This is a genomic window from Tunturiibacter empetritectus (assembly GCF_014201375.1).
GTDB lineage: Bacteria > Acidobacteriota > Terriglobia > Terriglobales > Acidobacteriaceae > Edaphobacter > Edaphobacter lichenicola_D.
In genome coordinates, this window is record NZ_JACHDZ010000006.1 from 21,213 (window position 1) to 38,553 (window position 17,341).

Below are 17,341 nucleotides of genomic sequence, written 5' to 3' on the forward strand. Positions count from 1 at the left end.
ACACGCGCATGAACAAAGTTCTCGCCCGATGGAACTCGCTCGACCACGCCACCGCAGCCCGCGAGGCACTCCCCTGCTGCGGCTCCCATGCGTGGGCGGCCACGCTGGCCTCCGCGCGCCCCATCGCGGACGAACCTTCCCTCATCAAAACCTCCGCCGCCATCTGGCTCAATCTTCCAGAGCAGGCATGGCAGGAAGCGTTCGACAGCCATCCCCGCATTGGCCAGAAGCACGCACAAACCCACGCAACCGAAGAGTCTCTCCGCTGGTCCGCGCAGGAGCAACGTGCAGCCCTCTCCGAAGAACACGCCGCCAAACTCGCCCTCGACGCCGCGAACCGCCTCTACGAGCAGCGCTTCGGCAGAATCTTCATCGTCTGCGCAGCTGGCAAAACACCCACCGAGATCCTCACCATTCTGCAAGCACGAATGCAAAACGACGCCCCAACCGAGCTACGCGAAGCAGCCGAACAACAACGTCAGATCACGCAGCTTCGCCTTCATCGCTGGCTGGAGTCAGAGTAACCATGGGCATCTCCACACACATTCTCGACACAGCGCTGGGACGGCCAGCCACAGGCGTTCCCATCACACTCGCTCGCCTGACAGATGGGCAATGGTCGCTGCTTAGCGAAGCAAACACCGACGCCGACGGTCGCTGCAAACATCTCCTTCCGTTAACCGAAGCACTGCAGCCAGGCACCTATCGCGTTCACTTCGAAACCATCGCTTACTACAACCAGCATCAGCTAATCGGCCTATATCCATATATAGAAATCGTCTTTACAGTCACCGAAGGCGAGCAGCACTACCATATCCCGCTACTCCTGACTGCGAACGGCTACACCACCTACCGAGGAAGCTGACCCGATGATTGAGCTGGCTGAAAATCGTTACGGAAAATCCCGCGTTCGCCTGATGAAGGTGACCCGTCACGCTCATGGCCACGACCTGCGCGAATGGACCGTTCAAGTCTTACTGAAGGGCGACTTCGCGACCGCCCACCTGGACGGAGACAACAGCAAGATCCTCCCGACGGACACGATGAAGAACACCGTCTACTCTGTCGCGCGAACTTCAAAGGCAACCGCCATGGAGGACTACGCCAAAGAGCTGGTCGACTACCTCCTGACAAGAAATCCGCAGGTCTCTTCAGCCGCTGTCCGCATCGAAAGCACCATGTGGAAGCGCCTCACCGTAGACGGCGAACCACATCCCACCTCCTTCATGCGTGGCAGCAACGAGCTTCAAACCACCAGCGTCGAACGTACGCAGGGCGCGAGCTTTCACGTCCTCTCTGGTCTCGACAACCTCGTCCTGCTCAAGACCGCGAACTCCGGCTTCGAAGGCTACATCAAGGACTCCCTCACCACCCTGCCCGAGACCAAAGACCGTCTCTTCGGAACCGCCGTCAGCGCCGAGTGGCGCTACACCTCACCCGATCTGGACTTCGACGCAGTACGCACAAAGCTTCGCGAGACAATGCTGCGCACCTTCGCCAACCACAACAGCAAATCCGTACAGCAGACTCTCTACGCCATGGCAGAGAGCGCCCTCGAGGCCGTCCCGCAAATCGACGAGATCGAGATCACCATGCCCAACAAGCACTGCCTCCTCGTCGATCTCTCCCGCTTCCACCAGGACAATCCCAACGAGATCTTCGTCCCCACCGACGAACCCCACGGATACATCGAGGCACGCGTCCGCCGCAAATCTTGAAGCAGAATAAAGTAACTATGCCAGGCACAAATAAAGATTGCGCCACCTGCATCATCGCCCGCTGCCGCGAGATCGCCACCCACACCGAGGTGCCCGGCGAGATCACCCGCCGCTTCCTCACCCCTCCCATGCACGCAGTCCACGCGCTGCTGCACCAGTGGATGGAAGCTGCCGGAATGACCGTGCACACGGACGCCATCGGCAACCTGCGCGGGCTGTGGCTCTCCCCCGTCGCTAACGCCCCCCGTCTGGTCATCGGCTCTCACCTCGACACCGTACCCAACGCCGGAGCCTTCGACGGCATCCTCGGAGTTGTGATGGGCATCACCATCGTCGAAGAATTACGAGAACGCCAACCGCCCTTCTCCATCGAAGTCATCGGCTTCTCCGAAGAGGAGGGCGTCCGCTTCAGCAAAGCCTTCCTCGGCAGCCTCGCCGTTGCAGGAAAACTAGATCCAGAGACACTGCAGCGCACCGATCAAGATGGCGTAAGCATCGCAGAAGCCATATACAACTACGGCCTCGATCCCGCAAACCTTCCCGCGGCAGTCTTATCCCGCGACGCCTTCGCTTATCTCGAGTTCCATATCGAACAGGGGCCCATACTCGAGAGCGAGGGAATATCGCTCGGCATAGTCGAGGCACTCGTAGGACAGACCCGCATGCAGCTCCTGTTCGAAGGCCACGCAAACCACGCCGGAACCACGCCCATGCACCTGCGACACGACGCCATGGCCGCCGCCGCCGAATTTGTCGTAGCCGTCGAAGCCTACGCCACTGCTCACGAAGGGCTCGTCGCTACCGTCGGCAAGCTGGAGGCCTCACCCGGCGTTGGAAATGTCATCGCCGGCAGAGTGAAAACCTCACTAGACATTCGCCACGCAGACGACAACACCCGCCGCGCTGCAGTCGACGCTCTAACGCAAATCGCAAAGACCGCAGCCACCAGACGCGGCGTAACCCTCACCCTCCGCACCGAGATGGAACAATCCGCCGTCCCACTCGATCCGCACCTTACCACCCTGCTGCACCGCGCCGCTGCGCAAGCCGGCTATCCGAGCCGCAGAATGACCAGCGGAGCCGGCCACGATGCGATGATCCTCGCTCCAACCATTCCCTCCACCATGCTCTTCCTCCGCAGCCCCGGAGGCCTCAGCCACCACCCCGACGAAGCCGTGCTCCCACAGGACGTAGAGGCCGCACTCGCAACCGCAATGGAATTCCTCGCGCTCCTGAGCCCTGAGTTGAGCGATGATAAAACCAAGGACAGCCATGCATAAGCTGGGACAAACCCGCAGCACCAATCAACGCGATCACCTCCTCCACACGCCGGACACCTTCGTCCGCACCGTGCTCCCCGGCATGGAACTAGCCACCGCCGTCGTCCACATCTCCCCCGCTGCAGGCGCGGCCTTCACCCAGTACACCGCAGAGCTGGAACCCGGCGGCAAACTCGGCCCCACTTCCAACCAGCGATTCCTCTACATCCTCGAGGGCGCAGCCGATCTCGCAACCGACACCACATTTCAAACGCTGACCCCCGGCAGCTTCGCCTACATCCCCGAAGACGCCGCCCACACACTCACCGCCCGACAAGCCACACGGCTCGCCATCATCGAAAAGCCCTACGAAGCAATCGCCTCCGTCCCTCCACCAGAGGTCCTCGTAGGCCACGAAGAAAAAACGCTCTCCGTCCCACTCAACGATGACCCCGACCTCCAGGTTCGCAGCCTTCTTCCCGGCTCGCCATCGTTCGACTTCGCCGTCAACACCATGACCTATCAGCCCGGCGCCGCGCTCAGCATGGTCGAGGTCCACATCATGGAGCATGGCCTGCTCATGCTCGAAGGTGGCGGCATCTATCGCCTCGGCGACGGTTGGTATCCAGTCACCGCAGGCGACTTCATCTGGATGGGCCCCTTCTGTCCACAGTGGTTCGGAGCCATTGGTAAGCGTCCCGCAAAGTACCTCATCTACAAAGACTGGAACCGTCACCCACTGGTCTAGTTCAAGAGTTGCGCTAGAGGGGAACGGAACCGATCAACTTTCGGAGGCACAGTGGCGACGAAACGAAGAAGCTTGAATCTCGAGATCATAGGAAGCAATCTATCTGAAGCGATTGAAGAGCTTAAAAAACTCCACGACCGCAGTTTCAACGGAGAACTCAACTCAGATCAACTGCAGGTCGGACTTTTGCACGCCTATCATCATCTGAACTTCGCATGGAATATTCGGCACGTATCAACGTCACAGTATGCCAAGCTTACTCAGGCTCAATTCAAACGCTGGGGCAAGTACCCGTCAGAGATTGAGGATCTTTAGGTCGTGAAAATGCAAATCCAAGCCGACGAAGCACTTCTACTTTCTGAACTCGCAACCCTCGCCACCTTCACCCACGCCGAGCCCGTCAGCGAAGGCACCGCAGTCACCCGCATCGTCTTCTCCCCGGACGACCTCCACGCCCGCGCCTGGCTCAAACAGCTAGCCACCGCCGAAGGCTTCGAAGTCCGCGCCGACGCCGTAGGCAACCTCTTCATCCGCTGGTCAGGCACGGATCCCAGCCTACCCGCCGTCGCCACAGGCTCCCACATCGACGCCATCCCTCACGCCGGAATGTACGACGGCACCGTCGGCGTCCTCGGCGGCCTCGAGGCCATGCGCGCACTCAAACGCAGCGGCCTCCAGCCTCGCCGCTCCATCGAACTCGTCATGTTCACCTCCGAAGAGCCAACCCGCTTCGGCATCGGCTGTCTCGGCAGCCGCCTGATGTCCGGAACCCTCGATCCCAAACAAGCCGACGCCCTCCGTGAAGCCAACGAGCCAGCCGACACCGCAAAGACCCTCGTAGAAGTCCGCACCGCCGCAGGCTTCACCGGCGACCTGGACTCCGTCAGGCTCGCACCTAACCACTACCACGCCTGGCTCGAACTCCACATCGAGCAAGGCCCTCTGCTCGAACGCGAAGGCATACCCCTCGGCATCGTCACCAGCATCGCCGCCCCCGCAGGCTATCGTTTCACCATCAGTGGACTCGGCGGCCACGCTGGAGCACTCCTCATGCCCGACCGCAAAGACGCACTCTGCGCCGCGGCCGAGCTCATCCTCTCGATCGAAAGACACACCCTCGCCACACGCGCCATCGACACCGTAGCCACCGTCGGCACCTGCGACGTCCATCCCGGCGCAGTCAACAGCGTCCCCAGCCGCGTCGTCCTCCAACTCGACATCCGCGACACCGACCCCGCCCGCCGCGAGTCCGTCATGCAAGCCGTCCGTAGCGACATCGAAGAGCTTCGACAACGCCGCAGCGTCATCATCACCGAGCAGCTCATCAACGCCGACGCCCCCGCACAGTCTTCACCACACATCGTCGAGCTCATCGAAGAGGTCTGCGCCGCCCAAGGCATCTCTCCCAAAAAGATGGTCAGTCGCGCCTATCACGACACGCTCTTCATGGCCCGCATCGCCCCCATCGCCATGCTCTTCATCCCCTGCCGCAACGGCGTAAGTCATAGACCGGACGAATACGCCACCCCAGCGGATACCACTCTCGGGGTACAGGTGCTTGCCTCCGTTCTTGCTAAACTGGCGTCAGAGTAACTCCGTATCCAGCATGGCCATCGAGTCCATCAATCCCGCCACTGGCAAGCTGTTGCGCAGCTTCGATCCGCTCACCGACGAAGCCGCGCGCCAGAAGATCGCCCTGGCCGCCGACGCTTTTCGCACCTACTCTCTCGTGCCGCTCGAACACCGCGGCCTCTGGATGCGCAAGCTCGCCTCCATCCTCGAACACGAGATCGACGACCTCTCCATCCTCATTACTCAGGAGATGGGCAAGCCACTCGTCGCCGCCCGCTTCGAGATCCTCAAATGCGCCGACGCCTGCCGCTACTACGCCGAGCACGCCGCACGCATCCTCGCACCCGAGTCCATCCCCACCGAAGACAACTACAGCTACGTGCGGTGGGATCCAATCGGCATCGTCTTGGCCGTCATGCCGTGGAACTTCCCCTTCTGGCAGGTCTTCCGTTTCCTCGCACCAGCGCTTATGGCCGGCAACGTCGCTCTCCTCAAGCACGCCAACAACGTCCCGCAGTCCGCGCTCGCCATCGAATCCCTCGTTCGCCGCGCAGGCTTTCCCCGCGGCACCTTCCAAAGCCTCCTTCTCGAAATCCATCAAGTCGAAACCATCCTCGGCGACGAGCGCATCGCCGCAGTCACGGTCACCGGCAGCGAGACCGCAGGCCGAGCCATCGGCGCACAGGCAGGCTGGCTCATCAAAAAATCCGTCCTCGAACTCGGCGGCAGCGATCCCTTTATCGTCATGCCCTCCGCCGACCTCGACGCCGCCATCGAAACCGCAGTCCGCGCCCGCTGCGTCAACTCCGGACAATCCTGCATCGCTGCCAAACGCTTCCTCGTCGCGGACGAGATCTACGACGTCTTCGAATCCCGCTTCGTCGCAGGCATGGAGGCCATGCACGTAGGCGACCCCATGAAAGACGGCACCGACATCGGCCCGCTCGCCACCGTCCGCGCCGTCGAACTACTCGAACAACAGGTGCAAGCTGCCACCAAGGCCGGAGCCCGCATCCTCACCGGCGGCGAACGCATGCTCGGCACCGGCAACTACTTCGAACCCACCGTCCTCACCGGCGTCCCACGCACCTCCCCCGTCTACCGCGAAGAGCTCTTCGGCCCCGTCGCCATGCTCTTCCGCGTCCAGGACATCAACGAGGCCATCGAGATCGCCAACGACACCCCCTTCGGCCTCAGTGCCTCCGCATGGACGCGCGACCCCGCCGAACAACAACGCTTCATCACCGAGCTGCAGTGCGGTGGCGTCTTCCTCAACGCCATGGTCGCCAGCGATCCGCGCCTGCCCTTCGGCGGCATCAAACGCTCCGGCTACGGCCGCGAACTCTCCGCCGCCGGCATGCGCGAGTTCCTCAACGCAAAGACCGTCGTCATCTCCTCCGCAACCACCCTCAGCGAACCCACCTCCAAACCATACCTAGTCTCCACCGCCGACCCCTCCCCAACCCGCTAGCATCTTTCCTCGCCCAACACGAGACACCTGTTTTCGGCTAAGCTTCTGTGTCGTCGAGAAGCCGTCTCCGCTCGTCGTGAAGCCCTCGTCGACCAGACATATTTTTACCCAAGAGGATCATCATGCCCGATCTCAAGTACTCCAGCGGCTTCGGAAATGAGTTTGCCACCGAGGCCCACCCCGGCGCCCTCCCCGTCGGCCAGAACGCCCCACAAAAGGCCCCACTCGGCCTCTACACCGAGCAGCTCAGCGGCAGCCCCTTCACCGCGCCGCGCCTGCTCAACCGCCGCACCTGGACCTACCGCATCCGCCCCTCCGTCATGCACAAACCCTACGAGCGCATCGCCAACGGCATGGTCCGCTCCACTCCCTTCAACGAAGTCGAAACCACGCCCAGCCAACTCCGCTGGGACCCGTTACCACTACCCACCACTCCGGGAGGAGTGGATTTCATCGACGGCCTCACCACCCTCGCCGGCAACGGCGACCTCACCATGCACTCCGGCGTCGCCATCCACATCTACGCCGCAACCAAAAGCATGACCGACCGCTTCTTCTACACCGCCGACGGCGAGTTGCTCTTCGTCCCCCAGCTCGGCCGCCTCGTGATCCACACCGAACTCGGCATCCTCGACCTCACCCCCGGCGAAGTCGCCCTCATCCCCCGCGGCATCAAGTTCCGCGTCGAGCTTCTCGACCCGCAAGCCCGAGGCTACCTCCTCGAAAACTACGGCGCCAGCTTTCGCCTGCCCGAGCTAGGCGCAATCGGCGCCAACGGCCTGGCCAACAGCCGCGACTTCCTCACCCCGCACGCCGCCTACGACGATCGCGACAACGCAAAGTTCCAGGTAGTCGCAAAGTTCCAGGGCAATCTCTGGGCCACCGACTTCGACCACTCCCCCCTCGACGTCGTTGCCTGGCACGGCAACTACGCCCCCTGCAAGTACGACCTCGCCCGCTTCAACTGCATCAACTCCGTCAGCTTCGACCACCCCGACCCCTCCATCTACACCGTCCTCACCTCGCCCAGCGAGATCCCCGGCACCGCCAACGTAGACTTCGCCATCTTCCCCCCGCGCTGGATCGTCGCCGAGCACACCTTCCGCCCACCCTGGTTCCATCGCAACTTTATGAACGAGTTCATGGGCCTGGTCACAGGCGAGTATGACGCCAAGGCCGAAGGCTTCGTCCCCGGCGGAGCCAGCCTGCACAACTGCATGAGCGGCCACGGACCTGACGCCGAAACCTTCGACCGCGCCAGCAAGGCCGACCTCAAGCCCGTCAAACTCGAAGGCACGCTAGCCTTCATGTTCGAGACGCGCTTCGTCTGCCGACCCACAAAGTTCGCGATGGACACGGCAGCCCGCCAGCACGAGTACTACACCTGCTGGCAGACCCTGAAGAAGAACTTCAAGCCATAGCAGGCCAAAAGCACTGGTCCTCCCACCGACCAACGGGAGGACCAGCGTACTTCACTCACACATAAAAGGTATACGCGTCACGAAGTGACCGCCTCCCGCGCAGGGAGCCCGTCCGGCAGGACATCTAAAAGTTAAAAGTAGCCTGCAAAGTAATCCGCCGCGAAGCCGTAGCCGAGCTGAACGGTCCAGCCGCCAGCGTAGTGAACTGACCAAATCGCGGAGAACTCAAGCTACTCGTGGGCGTCCCGTACGGAATAACGTTGAACAGATTGAAGGCCTGCGCGCCAAGCGTAAACGTATACCTATGGCCTGAACTCGCCCCCTGAGGACCGAACCCGCCACGCACCCCACCCGGCCCACCAGCACGAGGACCACCACCAAGTCCTCCACCGCCGGATCCTCCGGGACCACCGCCTGGGCCGCTACCTCCGCTCGTAGCCGAAGCCGCGCCACGAGACTTCTCGCCAAATCCAAACGTCCGTGAAGCGCGAAGGTTGAACGTAAAGTTCGCCGGACCATAACAGTAGTTGATCGGCACAGGAGTCAGGCTGCCAGTCTGCGTAGAGCTGAAGTCCGTGGAAGACCTGCAATCTCCGCTAGCCCCATTCTCGAAAAACGGTCGTTGGTTATAGATCGACGAGCCCGTAGGATCAAGCCCGGTCGTCAGGTTATACGGCGTCCCCGACTGCGCAATGATGAACGGGCTCGCAGAGAAACTATAAGGAAGCTGCCAGCTCCCACCCACAACCGCAAAGCTCTTATGGGCAAACGACGCCCGCCCGTAGTCCACCTTCGTGTCCGTGTTGCTGGTTGGAAAGAATCCCGCTCCCGAAGTATTCGCGTTCGCGAGATTCAGCGAATAAAACCCAAACAGCGTCAACTTCTTCAATCGCGCATTTCCATTGATCAACAACTGATTTTCTTTGTAGACACCACCCGACTGAAACTGCTGATCAAAGCCCGTATCGACAATAAAGTTCCTGCTCAGATACTGATGATCGCCACGCGCATAAAGGTAGTTCACCGACATCGTAGCTGCGCGCCCAAGCTGCTGATCGATCCCAACCGCCTCCTGCATCGTGTACGAGCTGCGTATCCCCTGCCCGAGTCCATACGTCGTAATCTTGTTCGAGACCGAAGCGCCACAGTCAGCAGGATTCTCCGGCGTACACGCCACCCCGGGATTGATCACCGTCGAGGTCACCTGATTGACGCCATTCTCCTGCAGCGTCGTCAGATAATTCGCCAGCGTAAAGCGATCGTAAAAGATTCCGAATCCGCCTCGCACCACCGTCGTGGGCGACTTCCCGCCGCCTCGCGGAATCCCGTAAGCAAACGACGCCCGCGGCGCAAAATCATGCCCGCTACTAATCACGTTCTGCGCCTCCAGCCGAACCCCATAGGTAATCGTCAGGTTCCCCTTCGGCTTCCAGTCATCCTCCGCATAGAACCCCACATCGGTCACGCGACCATCCACCTCCAGCTTATTGATCGAGGTCGCAGCATACTGCCCCGGCAGCCCGCACTGATACGACGAGATGCTCGCATTCGACGGATCGCACGGCTTGGTCACCGCGGTATTACAGTTGCTCGGCCGCTTGATGCTCGGGTTCGGGTCAGTGCACGGGTCCAGCAGATAAGAGTAAGTAAACGTCCCATTCGATCCCGCATTCGACGACAGTGATTCGTTCGTCGTGCGCACCCGCACTCCAAACCGAATGAAGTTCTTCGCCAGCGCAATCGAGCTGTAGTTCTGCACCTCAAGATGCGTGCTCGTACTTCTCTGCGTCCCCCCGCTCGATCCACCCGAGGTAAAGATTCCCTGCACCGACAGAGTAGGATCTGTACCCACCGGGTCCTGCGTCGAGTAGTCGCGCTGATACTCAAACCGCGTCTCGTTGATCACCCGAGGACTCAGAATCTGCGTATCGCTGATCTGAACCGTATTCTCCGTCGTCTCAATGTTATATCCCGCTGTTGGAAGATTCGTATTCCCGATGCCGTTGTTCTGCTGCCCATTCACGTTGTACTGGTACCGCACCGTCAGCGTGTTCTTCTCTCCCAGAGCAAAATCAATGCGCGGACTCACATCACTACGCGTCTGCGGATGCGACACCGCACGCGCCGACTCCGGATAAGAAGAAAAATACGAGCAGCTTGAAATCGTCTTGATCCCCGGATCACAAGGCGTCGTTGCATCCGCTGAAGTAGCGTAGAATCCACTCGGATTGACGATATTGTTGTCCTGAATCGTCCGGTGCGACCCTCCTACCGTAAACGAAGAGAACCGATTGATAGGCCCACTCACGCTCCCCAGAATGAAGGTCGTGTAATACGGCGGCTGCGTGTTCGACGCCCCCAGAAACGGATTCGACGTGTTGAAGGCATTATCCCCACCCTGCACACTCAGGCTACCGTGATATTTGTCCGTGCCCGGCTTCGTGAAGACCTCAACCCGCCCATAGCCAAGCTTGTCGTACTGTGCCGAAAACGGGTTCTGGTTGATGCGAATCTCGCGAATTGAAGACTTGGGAGGCAGCTGTCCACCGGTAAAGCCATCGACATAAATCTGTCCGCCATTCGGCCCCGCAGCAGGCCCCGCCAACGCCGTCAACTCCGAAGAAAGTTCATCCGGATCATCCGAAAGCGCCTCCAGATCCTTCCCCTTGATGACCGTGCTGCTGGCATTGCTGTCGGGATCCACGCTCACTTGCGCCCCCTGCGCATTCACGTTCACCTGCTGCTTCTGCTCCTCGATCGCCATCTTCGCATCCAGCGCCAGATTCTGCCCCGCAGCAATCCTCACCCCCAGCTTCACGTACGACGCGAACCCCGACATCGTTACCGTCATCGAGTAAGCCCCCGCCGGAACTCCGCTCAGCACATAGCTTCCGTCGCTCTGCGACTGCGTAATCAAAGCCTTGCCCGAGACAGGAGTCAGCGTCACCGTCGCACCTGGAATCACTGCGCTCTCAGGATCCGCCACCACCCCATGCACCGTTGCGCCCGTCTGCTGAGCGCTCGTCACCACGGGCATCCATGCAACCAACAAAAGCAGAACAAACTTCAACCCTGCGCGAAATGACATTACTTCTCCTAAAAAGTTTCCCATCGTTGCCGTTCGCGTCAAACTACTGGGCGCTGCCATCAGAGCCGCCGAGGCTCCACGGAGACAGCGTCAACGCCGGCCCACCGCCAGGCGTCGCTGCCAGAATCGGCTCCACCCCCGAGAGCAGAGTCACACAAGTTACATGGCCATTGGGATCCGGCTGCGAAGCAACGATCATCACAGCATCTCCCGTCTTCAAGTCAGCAACCGTCTGATTCGGCAGCCGGCTCACCAACTGAGAGAGATCGGCTCCGGCAGAGCGCCCCTCAGCCCGTTCTCCCCCACCACCGCTCGCCTGCCCTCCACCCTGACCACCACCGCCTGCACCAGCGGCCCCGCCCTTGGCCCGCGCAGCAAACCGCGTGGCAGCCTCTGGCGGCAGAGCCTTCAGGCTGGAGTTATCCGTGATCTTCACCGTCACCGTCTTCTTGGTCGCAAGGTCTTTCAACGTCAGCGTTCCGCCAGCAGCGTCGATAGTTCCAATCAGCCCCGCCAGATTTTTGAACGACCCACTCACCACCTCTTCCGCCTGCATCGACGACCCATCGTCTGACTTCGCCCCGCGCACCCGCAGCTGATCGCCCACCTGTATCTGCGCCAGCGTCCCCGGCTTCGCATCTTCAAACTTCACAGAGTCGCCCGCATACCGCCGAAACTTCGTCGCACTCGACGTATTCACCGTCAGCTTCTTCGCGCCAACCGACAACACAATCGAGCCCGCCCCGGCATCCACCGCGTTCACAATCCCGCCCGTCCCACGCTTCTGCCAGTCGCCCTGCTCGGCCTCATGCTTCTGCGCAATCTCCGACGACTTCATCAGAATCACGCGCGAAGCCGTAAGCCCCACTCCACCGTCGCCAGCCTTGCCGCTCACCAGCACGCGGTCTCCTGCTGCAATATTAGCCAGCGTAATCGTCTGCGCCGTCTTCAAATCGGTGCTGCCCGGCGCCAGTTGCAGAATGCGCGCCCCATCGGCCACACTCACCACAACCTCCTGCCCCGCATCGGTGGTCAGCGTCAGGCTGTTCCCTGCCATCGCCTTCACCGTGCCAATCTGCCGCGCAACTGCAGGAGCAGCGGCCGGTGTTTGCGCGAAAGCAAAGCGGTCTCCGCCAGAAGGTGCGGCGATCGAAACAATTACGCCAGAAACGATCAAACCCACACCCAATACAGTGGCCCGGAAAACCCCGAAATCCTTCAACATGGTCCTCTCCCTCAAATGAAGTACCGCACCCTCTCGTCGGTCGCCTGAAATTTACTCCTTCAGGTCGCCATCCACTAAGGAAGACGAGACGGCAGCGTAAAAGTTTCCTGGGAAAAGCCTTGTCTGGATGAAGCTGAAACCCGAGCCAATCGACTCCGCCTGCGCTCCCATGCTACCCGTTTTACAGCTCGCCGCCCACAAAACCCACCCGGCTGTCACTCTCTCGTAACGCGCCCCACATCGGCCAATCGCGCCAGAATCTACCGCATCACCTCATTCGAAAGGATCGCCGCGCTATCCCCTGGCAACTCCACAGAACCATCCTTCACCACAACCTCAGCCTTCGAAGCCAGCAACAACTGCATCCTCCTCGAATGAGGAAGCTCCACCCTCTCCGCTCCAAGATTGCACATCACCGTCACCACCCCACGCTCGAAGATCAGCCACCGTCGCCTCTCGTCGAAGCTCGCCCTCACGTGTCCCACCGCACCATCGTTCAACGCCACAGACCCGCGCCGCAACTGAATCAGCCTGCGATACCAATCCAGCATCTCCTCATGGCGACCCTCATGGACCTCCTCCCAATTCAACTTCGAACGCAGAAACGTCTCGACCTTCTCCGGATCAGGAATATCCTCCGGCTTCCATCCAAACGCCGCGAACTCGCTCCGCCGCCCATTTTTAACCGCCTTCGCCATCTCCGGATCCTCATGGTCCGCGAAGTATAGAAACGGTGTCGATGCGGCATACTCCTCACCCTGAAAGATCATCGGAACAAACGGTGCCGTCATCACAATCGCCGCCGCCACCTTCGCGCGGTCGAACCCCACCGTCTGATCGACCCTATCGCCAACCGCACGATTCCCCACCTGGTCGTGGTTCTGGATATATCCCAGAAAAAGATGCGGCGACAGATCATCCGCCGGCCGCCCATGCGAGCGCCGCCGATACTGCGAATAACTCCCATCCTGCACAAAGTTCTTCGTCAAAGCCTTCGCCAGCTTTTCCAACGTGCCGAAGTCCGAGTAATACCCCTTTCCCTCTTCCTCCAACGTAAGCACCGTAAACAACGAATGATGAAAGTCATCGCTCCACTGCGCATCCATTCCATACCCACCACTCTGCGCAGGAGTGACAACCCTGGGATCGTTCAAATCGCTCTCGGCGATCAGCACCAGCCTTCGTCCCAGCTTCGCCGACAACGCCTTCACCTCAGACGAAAGCTGCTCCATAAAATGAACCGCCGACCGATCCACATACTCATGCACCGCATCCAGTCGAAGTCCATCGATGTGATACTCCCTCATCCACATCAACGCGTTGTCGCAGAAGAATCTCCGTACCTCATCGCTTCCCTCGCCCTCGAAGTTAATCGCCCCGCCCCACGGAGTATGGTGCCTCTCCGTGATGTAAGGCCCATACTTGCCCGAGTAGTTCCCCACCGGTCCGAAGTGGTTATAGACCACATCCAGCAGCGCCGCGAGCCCGCGCGCATGGCACGCAGCCACCAGCCGCTTCAACCCATCCGGCCCACCGTACTGTTCAGTCACCGCAAACAACGCCGCCCCGTCATACCCCCACCCGTGCCCGCCCGGAAACGCAGCCACCGGCATCAACTCCACATGAGTAATGCCAAGCTCCACCAGATATCCCAGCTTCTCAATCGCCGAATCGAAGGTCCCCTGCGGCGTAAACGTTCCCACATGCAGCTCATAGATCACAGCATGCGAAAGCGCAGGCGCACTCCAGGCTCTGTCGTTCCACTGGAAAGCCCCATGGTCATACAGCCGCGACAACCCATGCACTCCATTCGGCTGCCACTCCGACCGCGGATCAGGCCACGCCTTCGGATCATCTCCAATCACAAATCCATAATCCGTCCCCGGCCTCGCCGGCTCCACCGAAGCACGCCACCATCCATGCTCGTCGGGCCCATTCAGCGGATACGTAACATCGCCAACCTTCACGCCAACCTTCGACGCGACAGGCGCCCAAACCGTAAACTCATGCATCAGCGGTCTCCCCCAACCTCTTCGCGCGCCAGCAGCGCCACCGGAAAATCCTTCAACAGTCCCCTGACTTCGACCTCGCCACCCTCAACCATCACTCCCGTCAGACGATTCCTCCATCGTCCCTCCGGCAACGTCACCACGGTATCCCTCCACGCACCGCCCAGCTTCATCCACAACCTCGGCACCACCGTCACCACATCCTCGCCTCGCAGATACGCAATCACGTGGTCATGCTTCACTCCATCCACCATCAACGGAACATAGTCAGCCTCCGCGCCAAACGACGCCGGCCGCTCGCGCCGCAGTCGAAGCGCCTTATGAATCGTCCACATCTTCGGCAGCCCCTCCTCGGCTCTGGCCATCACCTGCGCCGCCGCATCGCCGCCGTTCATCTGCTTCAACTCCTGCAGCAGTCGCTGCCGCAGCGAGTAGTCCACCGGCCGCCGATTATCCGGATCGACCAGACTCAAATCCCACAGCTCCGTCCCCTGGTAAAGATCCGGCACACCTGGCGCCGTGTACTTCAACAGCGTCTGTGCCAGCGAGTTCACCCGGCCCGCCTCCAGAATCCTCTCCACAAACTGCTGCAGCTCCCTCTGAAACGGCGCATAGCTATACGTGAACTCAATAAATAAATTCAGCGCATCTTCAAACTCCTTGTTATTCGCGACCCACGTCGTCTGCTGCTTCGCCTCCCGCATCGCCTTCAACATGTAAGCCTGCGCACGATCCATCGGCAGCGGCCAGGCCCCAATCAAAGTCTGGTAGTAGAAGTACTCCGTATTCCGATCCGGCAACGGCTCCACCCCCGGCTTGCGCGCGCGAAACGCACTATTCATCCGCGACCACCGCTGTATCGCCGCGCCAAACTTTCCCGAAATCTCCGACAGCACCGCCATCCGCGCCCTCACATCATCGCTGCGCTTGGTGTCGTGCGTCGAAAGCGTAGTCATCGTGCAAGGATGCGTCTCCTGCATCTTCCTGCAATACGAATGAAACTCCTCAATGCTCAGCCCATTGCGCCCTGGATCGCTACCCACCTCATTCATTCCCGTCAATCGGTTGTAGCAATAAAACGCCGTGTCCTCCACGCCCTTCGCCATCACCGGCCCGGTGAACTGCTGGAACCGCAGCAAAAACTCGCTCTCCAGGCGCCCCTTCACCTCCATCGTCAACACATCGCGAAGAAAGTCGAACAACCCCCCGTCGATATCCTGCCGTGTCTCCTTCGCGCACTCCGCAGCCTGCGTAATGTACTCGCGATCTTCCTCCGTAATTTCCTCACGCTCCGGCACCACATACGTCCGATAGATCGCGAAGCAAGCCGCTACCTCGCGAATTGCACGCCTCACCTCCGCCCTCGTGTAGTCGCGTTCATCGCGGTTCGCCTCGCAGATCTCCACGAAGATCGACGTCAGCCGATTCACATCGCTCCCCAGCGCCTCTTGCGACACGTTGATCTTCTTCTCATGCGCAATCGCATGAAAGTCCGTAGGCTGCCCCGTAAAATCCGCATACAGCGTGGACAGCTCCATCATGCCCTCGGGCGCCACCAGCACTCCCGCCGCAACATTCAGAAAGTCGTATCCACTCGTACCCTCAATCGGCCAGTCCTCGCGCAAAAACTCACCCGGCTCAAGAATCTTCTCCCCGATCACCCACGCATCCGGAGCGCGCTCCCTTAGCCGTTTGAAGTACTCCTTCGGATCGCGCAGTCCATCCGGATGATCCACCCGCACGCCATCCAGGACTCCTCGCCGCAGCCAATCCAGCACCAGCGCATGCGTCTCTTCGAACACATACTCCCGCTCCACCCTCAGCCCGATCAGCGTATTCACATCAAAGAATCGCCGATAGCTCAACTGCTGATCCGCCGTCTTCCAATAAGCCAGGCGATAGTTCTGCTGATTCAAAAAATCATCCAGAGCATCCAGGTTCTCATTCAACTCCGTCGCCGACCGGTCCATCGCCTCTAAGATTGCCGGCTCCTCCGCGCACAGCCGATCCAGCAGTGTAAACAGCACCACCTTGTCGCGATGCCGGGCCAGAATCGTTCGCCGATCCACATATTCCGGCGCCGGCAGCCGTCCAAACGAAGCCGCAAGAAAACTCAGCGTATCCGACTTCGCATACTCCGCCGCCCGCGTCAGAATCACCGGCAGCGACTGCGGCGACACCGGCAGCGACTGCCCCGAACACTCCACCTGAAACTTCACGCCCCGCCGCACCACCTTGATCCCGCCCGTCTGCAGCACCCGCCCATACTGATCCCCAAGGATCGGCACCAGCACCTTGTCCCTGAGCCTCTCCTCCTGCGGCTGCCAGTCGATATCAAAGAACGAAGCATACCGGCTCGACGTTCCATTCTCGAGCACATCCCACCAGAAGCGATTCTCCTTGCCCAGCGACATATGGTTCGGCACGATGTCCAGCACCTGCCCCAACCCCGCCTCGCCCAACTTCTTGCAGAACCAGTCATGCGCCGCCGCACCACCGAGCTCTGCATTCACCTTCTGATGATCGACCACGTCGTATCCATGCATACTCCCCGGCGCAGCCTGCAGATAAGGAGAGCAATAAACATGCGAGATCCCAAGCTCATGCAGATAGCCGGCGATCTTCGCCGCATCGTCGAAGGTAAAGTCTTTATGCAGTTGCAGTCTGTAAGTAGAACCTGGAATTCGTAGCATCATCAACCAATCGAAAGTTAGCGTTCAGGAAGCAAGGCAGTAAATTTCACGCAGATGTTCCGCACAAAACAATCCAGGTAACTCGTTAGAGACGCATTTACTACCGTTGGTTGCATTCCACCACCGGCAACACAATC

Annotated in this window: 13 protein-coding genes; 9 read left to right on the forward strand and 4 right to left on the reverse strand. The window is 60.2% G+C overall.

Annotation, left to right across the window (positions count from 1 at the left end; all coding sequences use genetic code 11):
- Nucleotides 1–8: 8 nt before the first annotated feature.
- From uraD to hmgA, 9 genes are all read left to right on the forward strand, one after another.
- On the forward strand, nucleotides 9–524 hold the full coding sequence (gene uraD / locus HDF10_RS16310; protein WP_183815250.1) for a 2-oxo-4-hydroxy-4-carboxy-5-ureidoimidazoline decarboxylase: 516 nt from the start codon (nucleotides 9–11) through the stop codon (nucleotides 522–524).
- A 2-nt stretch (nucleotides 525–526) separates the two neighbouring features.
- Nucleotides 527–865: a hydroxyisourate hydrolase gene (gene uraH, locus HDF10_RS16315; protein ID WP_183815258.1), complete on the forward strand. Its 339-nt coding sequence runs from the start codon at nucleotides 527–529 to the stop codon at nucleotides 863–865.
- A 4-nt stretch (nucleotides 866–869) separates the two neighbouring features.
- Nucleotides 870–1,718, forward strand: a complete 849-nt coding sequence (gene pucL, locus HDF10_RS16320) for a factor-independent urate hydroxylase (protein ID WP_183815260.1) — start codon at nucleotides 870–872, stop codon at nucleotides 1,716–1,718.
- Between the two features lie 17 nt (nucleotides 1,719–1,735).
- On the forward strand, nucleotides 1,736–2,998 hold the full coding sequence (locus HDF10_RS16325; RefSeq protein ID WP_183815262.1) for an allantoate amidohydrolase: 1,263 nt from the start codon (nucleotides 1,736–1,738) through the stop codon (nucleotides 2,996–2,998).
- Nucleotides 2,991–3,725 (forward strand): (S)-ureidoglycine aminohydrolase, encoded by a 735-nt coding sequence (gene allE, locus HDF10_RS16330; RefSeq protein ID WP_183815264.1) that lies wholly within the window; start codon nucleotides 2,991–2,993, stop codon nucleotides 3,723–3,725. The genes HDF10_RS16325 and allE overlap by 8 nt, the downstream gene beginning before the upstream one ends.
- Nucleotides 3,726–3,776: 51 nt before the next feature.
- Nucleotides 3,777–4,040 carry a hypothetical protein gene (locus HDF10_RS16335; RefSeq protein WP_183815267.1) on the forward strand — a complete coding sequence of 88 codons (264 nt, stop codon included), beginning with the start codon at nucleotides 3,777–3,779 and terminating at the stop codon, nucleotides 4,038–4,040.
- A 9-nt stretch (nucleotides 4,041–4,049) separates the two neighbouring features.
- On the forward strand, nucleotides 4,050–5,318 hold the full coding sequence (locus HDF10_RS16340) for a M20 family metallo-hydrolase (RefSeq protein WP_183815756.1): 1,269 nt from the start codon (nucleotides 4,050–4,052) through the stop codon (nucleotides 5,316–5,318).
- A 13-nt stretch (nucleotides 5,319–5,331) separates the two neighbouring features.
- On the forward strand, nucleotides 5,332–6,768 hold the full coding sequence (locus HDF10_RS16345) for an NAD-dependent succinate-semialdehyde dehydrogenase (RefSeq protein WP_183815269.1): 1,437 nt from the start codon (nucleotides 5,332–5,334) through the stop codon (nucleotides 6,766–6,768).
- A gap of 122 nt (nucleotides 6,769–6,890) precedes the next feature.
- On the forward strand, nucleotides 6,891–8,189 hold the full coding sequence (gene hmgA, locus HDF10_RS16350; RefSeq protein ID WP_183815271.1) for a homogentisate 1,2-dioxygenase: 1,299 nt from the start codon (nucleotides 6,891–6,893) through the stop codon (nucleotides 8,187–8,189).
- Between the two features lie 124 nt (nucleotides 8,190–8,313).
- On the opposite strand, the gene HDF10_RS16355 is transcribed toward hmgA, so the two are convergent.
- The 4 genes from HDF10_RS16355 to treY all read right to left on the reverse strand — a co-directional run bounded on the left by HDF10_RS16355 (nucleotide 8,314) and on the right by treY (nucleotide 17,207).
- Nucleotides 8,314–11,277, reverse strand: a complete 2,964-nt coding sequence (locus tag HDF10_RS16355; protein ID WP_260177955.1) for a TonB-dependent receptor — start codon at nucleotides 11,275–11,277, stop codon at nucleotides 8,314–8,316.
- A gap of 43 nt (nucleotides 11,278–11,320) precedes the next feature.
- The gene (locus HDF10_RS16360) at nucleotides 11,321–12,502 is read right to left on the reverse strand and encodes a DUF5666 domain-containing protein (protein ID WP_221271815.1); all 1,182 of its coding nucleotides are present in this window, start codon (nucleotides 12,500–12,502) and stop codon (nucleotides 11,321–11,323) included.
- Between the two features lie 260 nt (nucleotides 12,503–12,762).
- Complete coding sequence (treZ, locus tag HDF10_RS16365) at nucleotides 12,763–14,514, reverse strand: malto-oligosyltrehalose trehalohydrolase (protein WP_183815275.1); 1,752 nt, start codon at nucleotides 14,512–14,514, stop codon at nucleotides 12,763–12,765.
- On the reverse strand, nucleotides 14,514–17,207 hold the full coding sequence (gene treY / locus HDF10_RS16370; RefSeq protein WP_311732794.1) for a malto-oligosyltrehalose synthase: 2,694 nt from the start codon (nucleotides 17,205–17,207) through the stop codon (nucleotides 14,514–14,516). The genes treZ and treY overlap by 1 nt, the downstream gene beginning before the upstream one ends.
- Between the last annotated feature and the right edge of the window lie 134 nt (nucleotides 17,208–17,341).

Coding starts and splice junctions, on each gene's coding strand:
- HDF10_RS16360 (WP_221271815.1), bottom strand. CDS start 12,502: ATGTTGAAGGATTTCGGGGTTTTCCGGGCCACTGTATTGGGTGTGGGT.
- treZ (WP_183815275.1), bottom strand. CDS start 14,514: ATGCATGAGTTTACGGTTTGGGCGCCTGTCGCGTCGAAGGTTGGCGTG.
- HDF10_RS16355 (WP_260177955.1), bottom strand. CDS start 11,277: ATGTCATTTCGCGCAGGGTTGAAGTTTGTTCTGCTTTTGTTGGTTGCA.
- uraH (WP_183815258.1), top strand. CDS start 527: ATGGGCATCTCCACACACATTCTCGACACAGCGCTGGGACGGCCAGCC.
- HDF10_RS16325 (WP_183815262.1), top strand. CDS start 1,736: ATGCCAGGCACAAATAAAGATTGCGCCACCTGCATCATCGCCCGCTGC.
- treY (WP_311732794.1), bottom strand. CDS start 17,207: ATGATGCTACGAATTCCAGGTTCTACTTACAGACTGCAACTGCATAAA.
- HDF10_RS16345 (WP_183815269.1), top strand. CDS start 5,332: ATGGCCATCGAGTCCATCAATCCCGCCACTGGCAAGCTGTTGCGCAGC.
- hmgA (WP_183815271.1), top strand. CDS start 6,891: ATGCCCGATCTCAAGTACTCCAGCGGCTTCGGAAATGAGTTTGCCACC.
- pucL (WP_183815260.1), top strand. CDS start 870: ATGATTGAGCTGGCTGAAAATCGTTACGGAAAATCCCGCGTTCGCCTG.
- allE (WP_183815264.1), top strand. CDS start 2,991: ATGCATAAGCTGGGACAAACCCGCAGCACCAATCAACGCGATCACCTC.
- uraD (WP_183815250.1), top strand. CDS start 9: ATGAACAAAGTTCTCGCCCGATGGAACTCGCTCGACCACGCCACCGCA.
- HDF10_RS16340 (WP_183815756.1), top strand. CDS start 4,050: ATGCAAATCCAAGCCGACGAAGCACTTCTACTTTCTGAACTCGCAACC.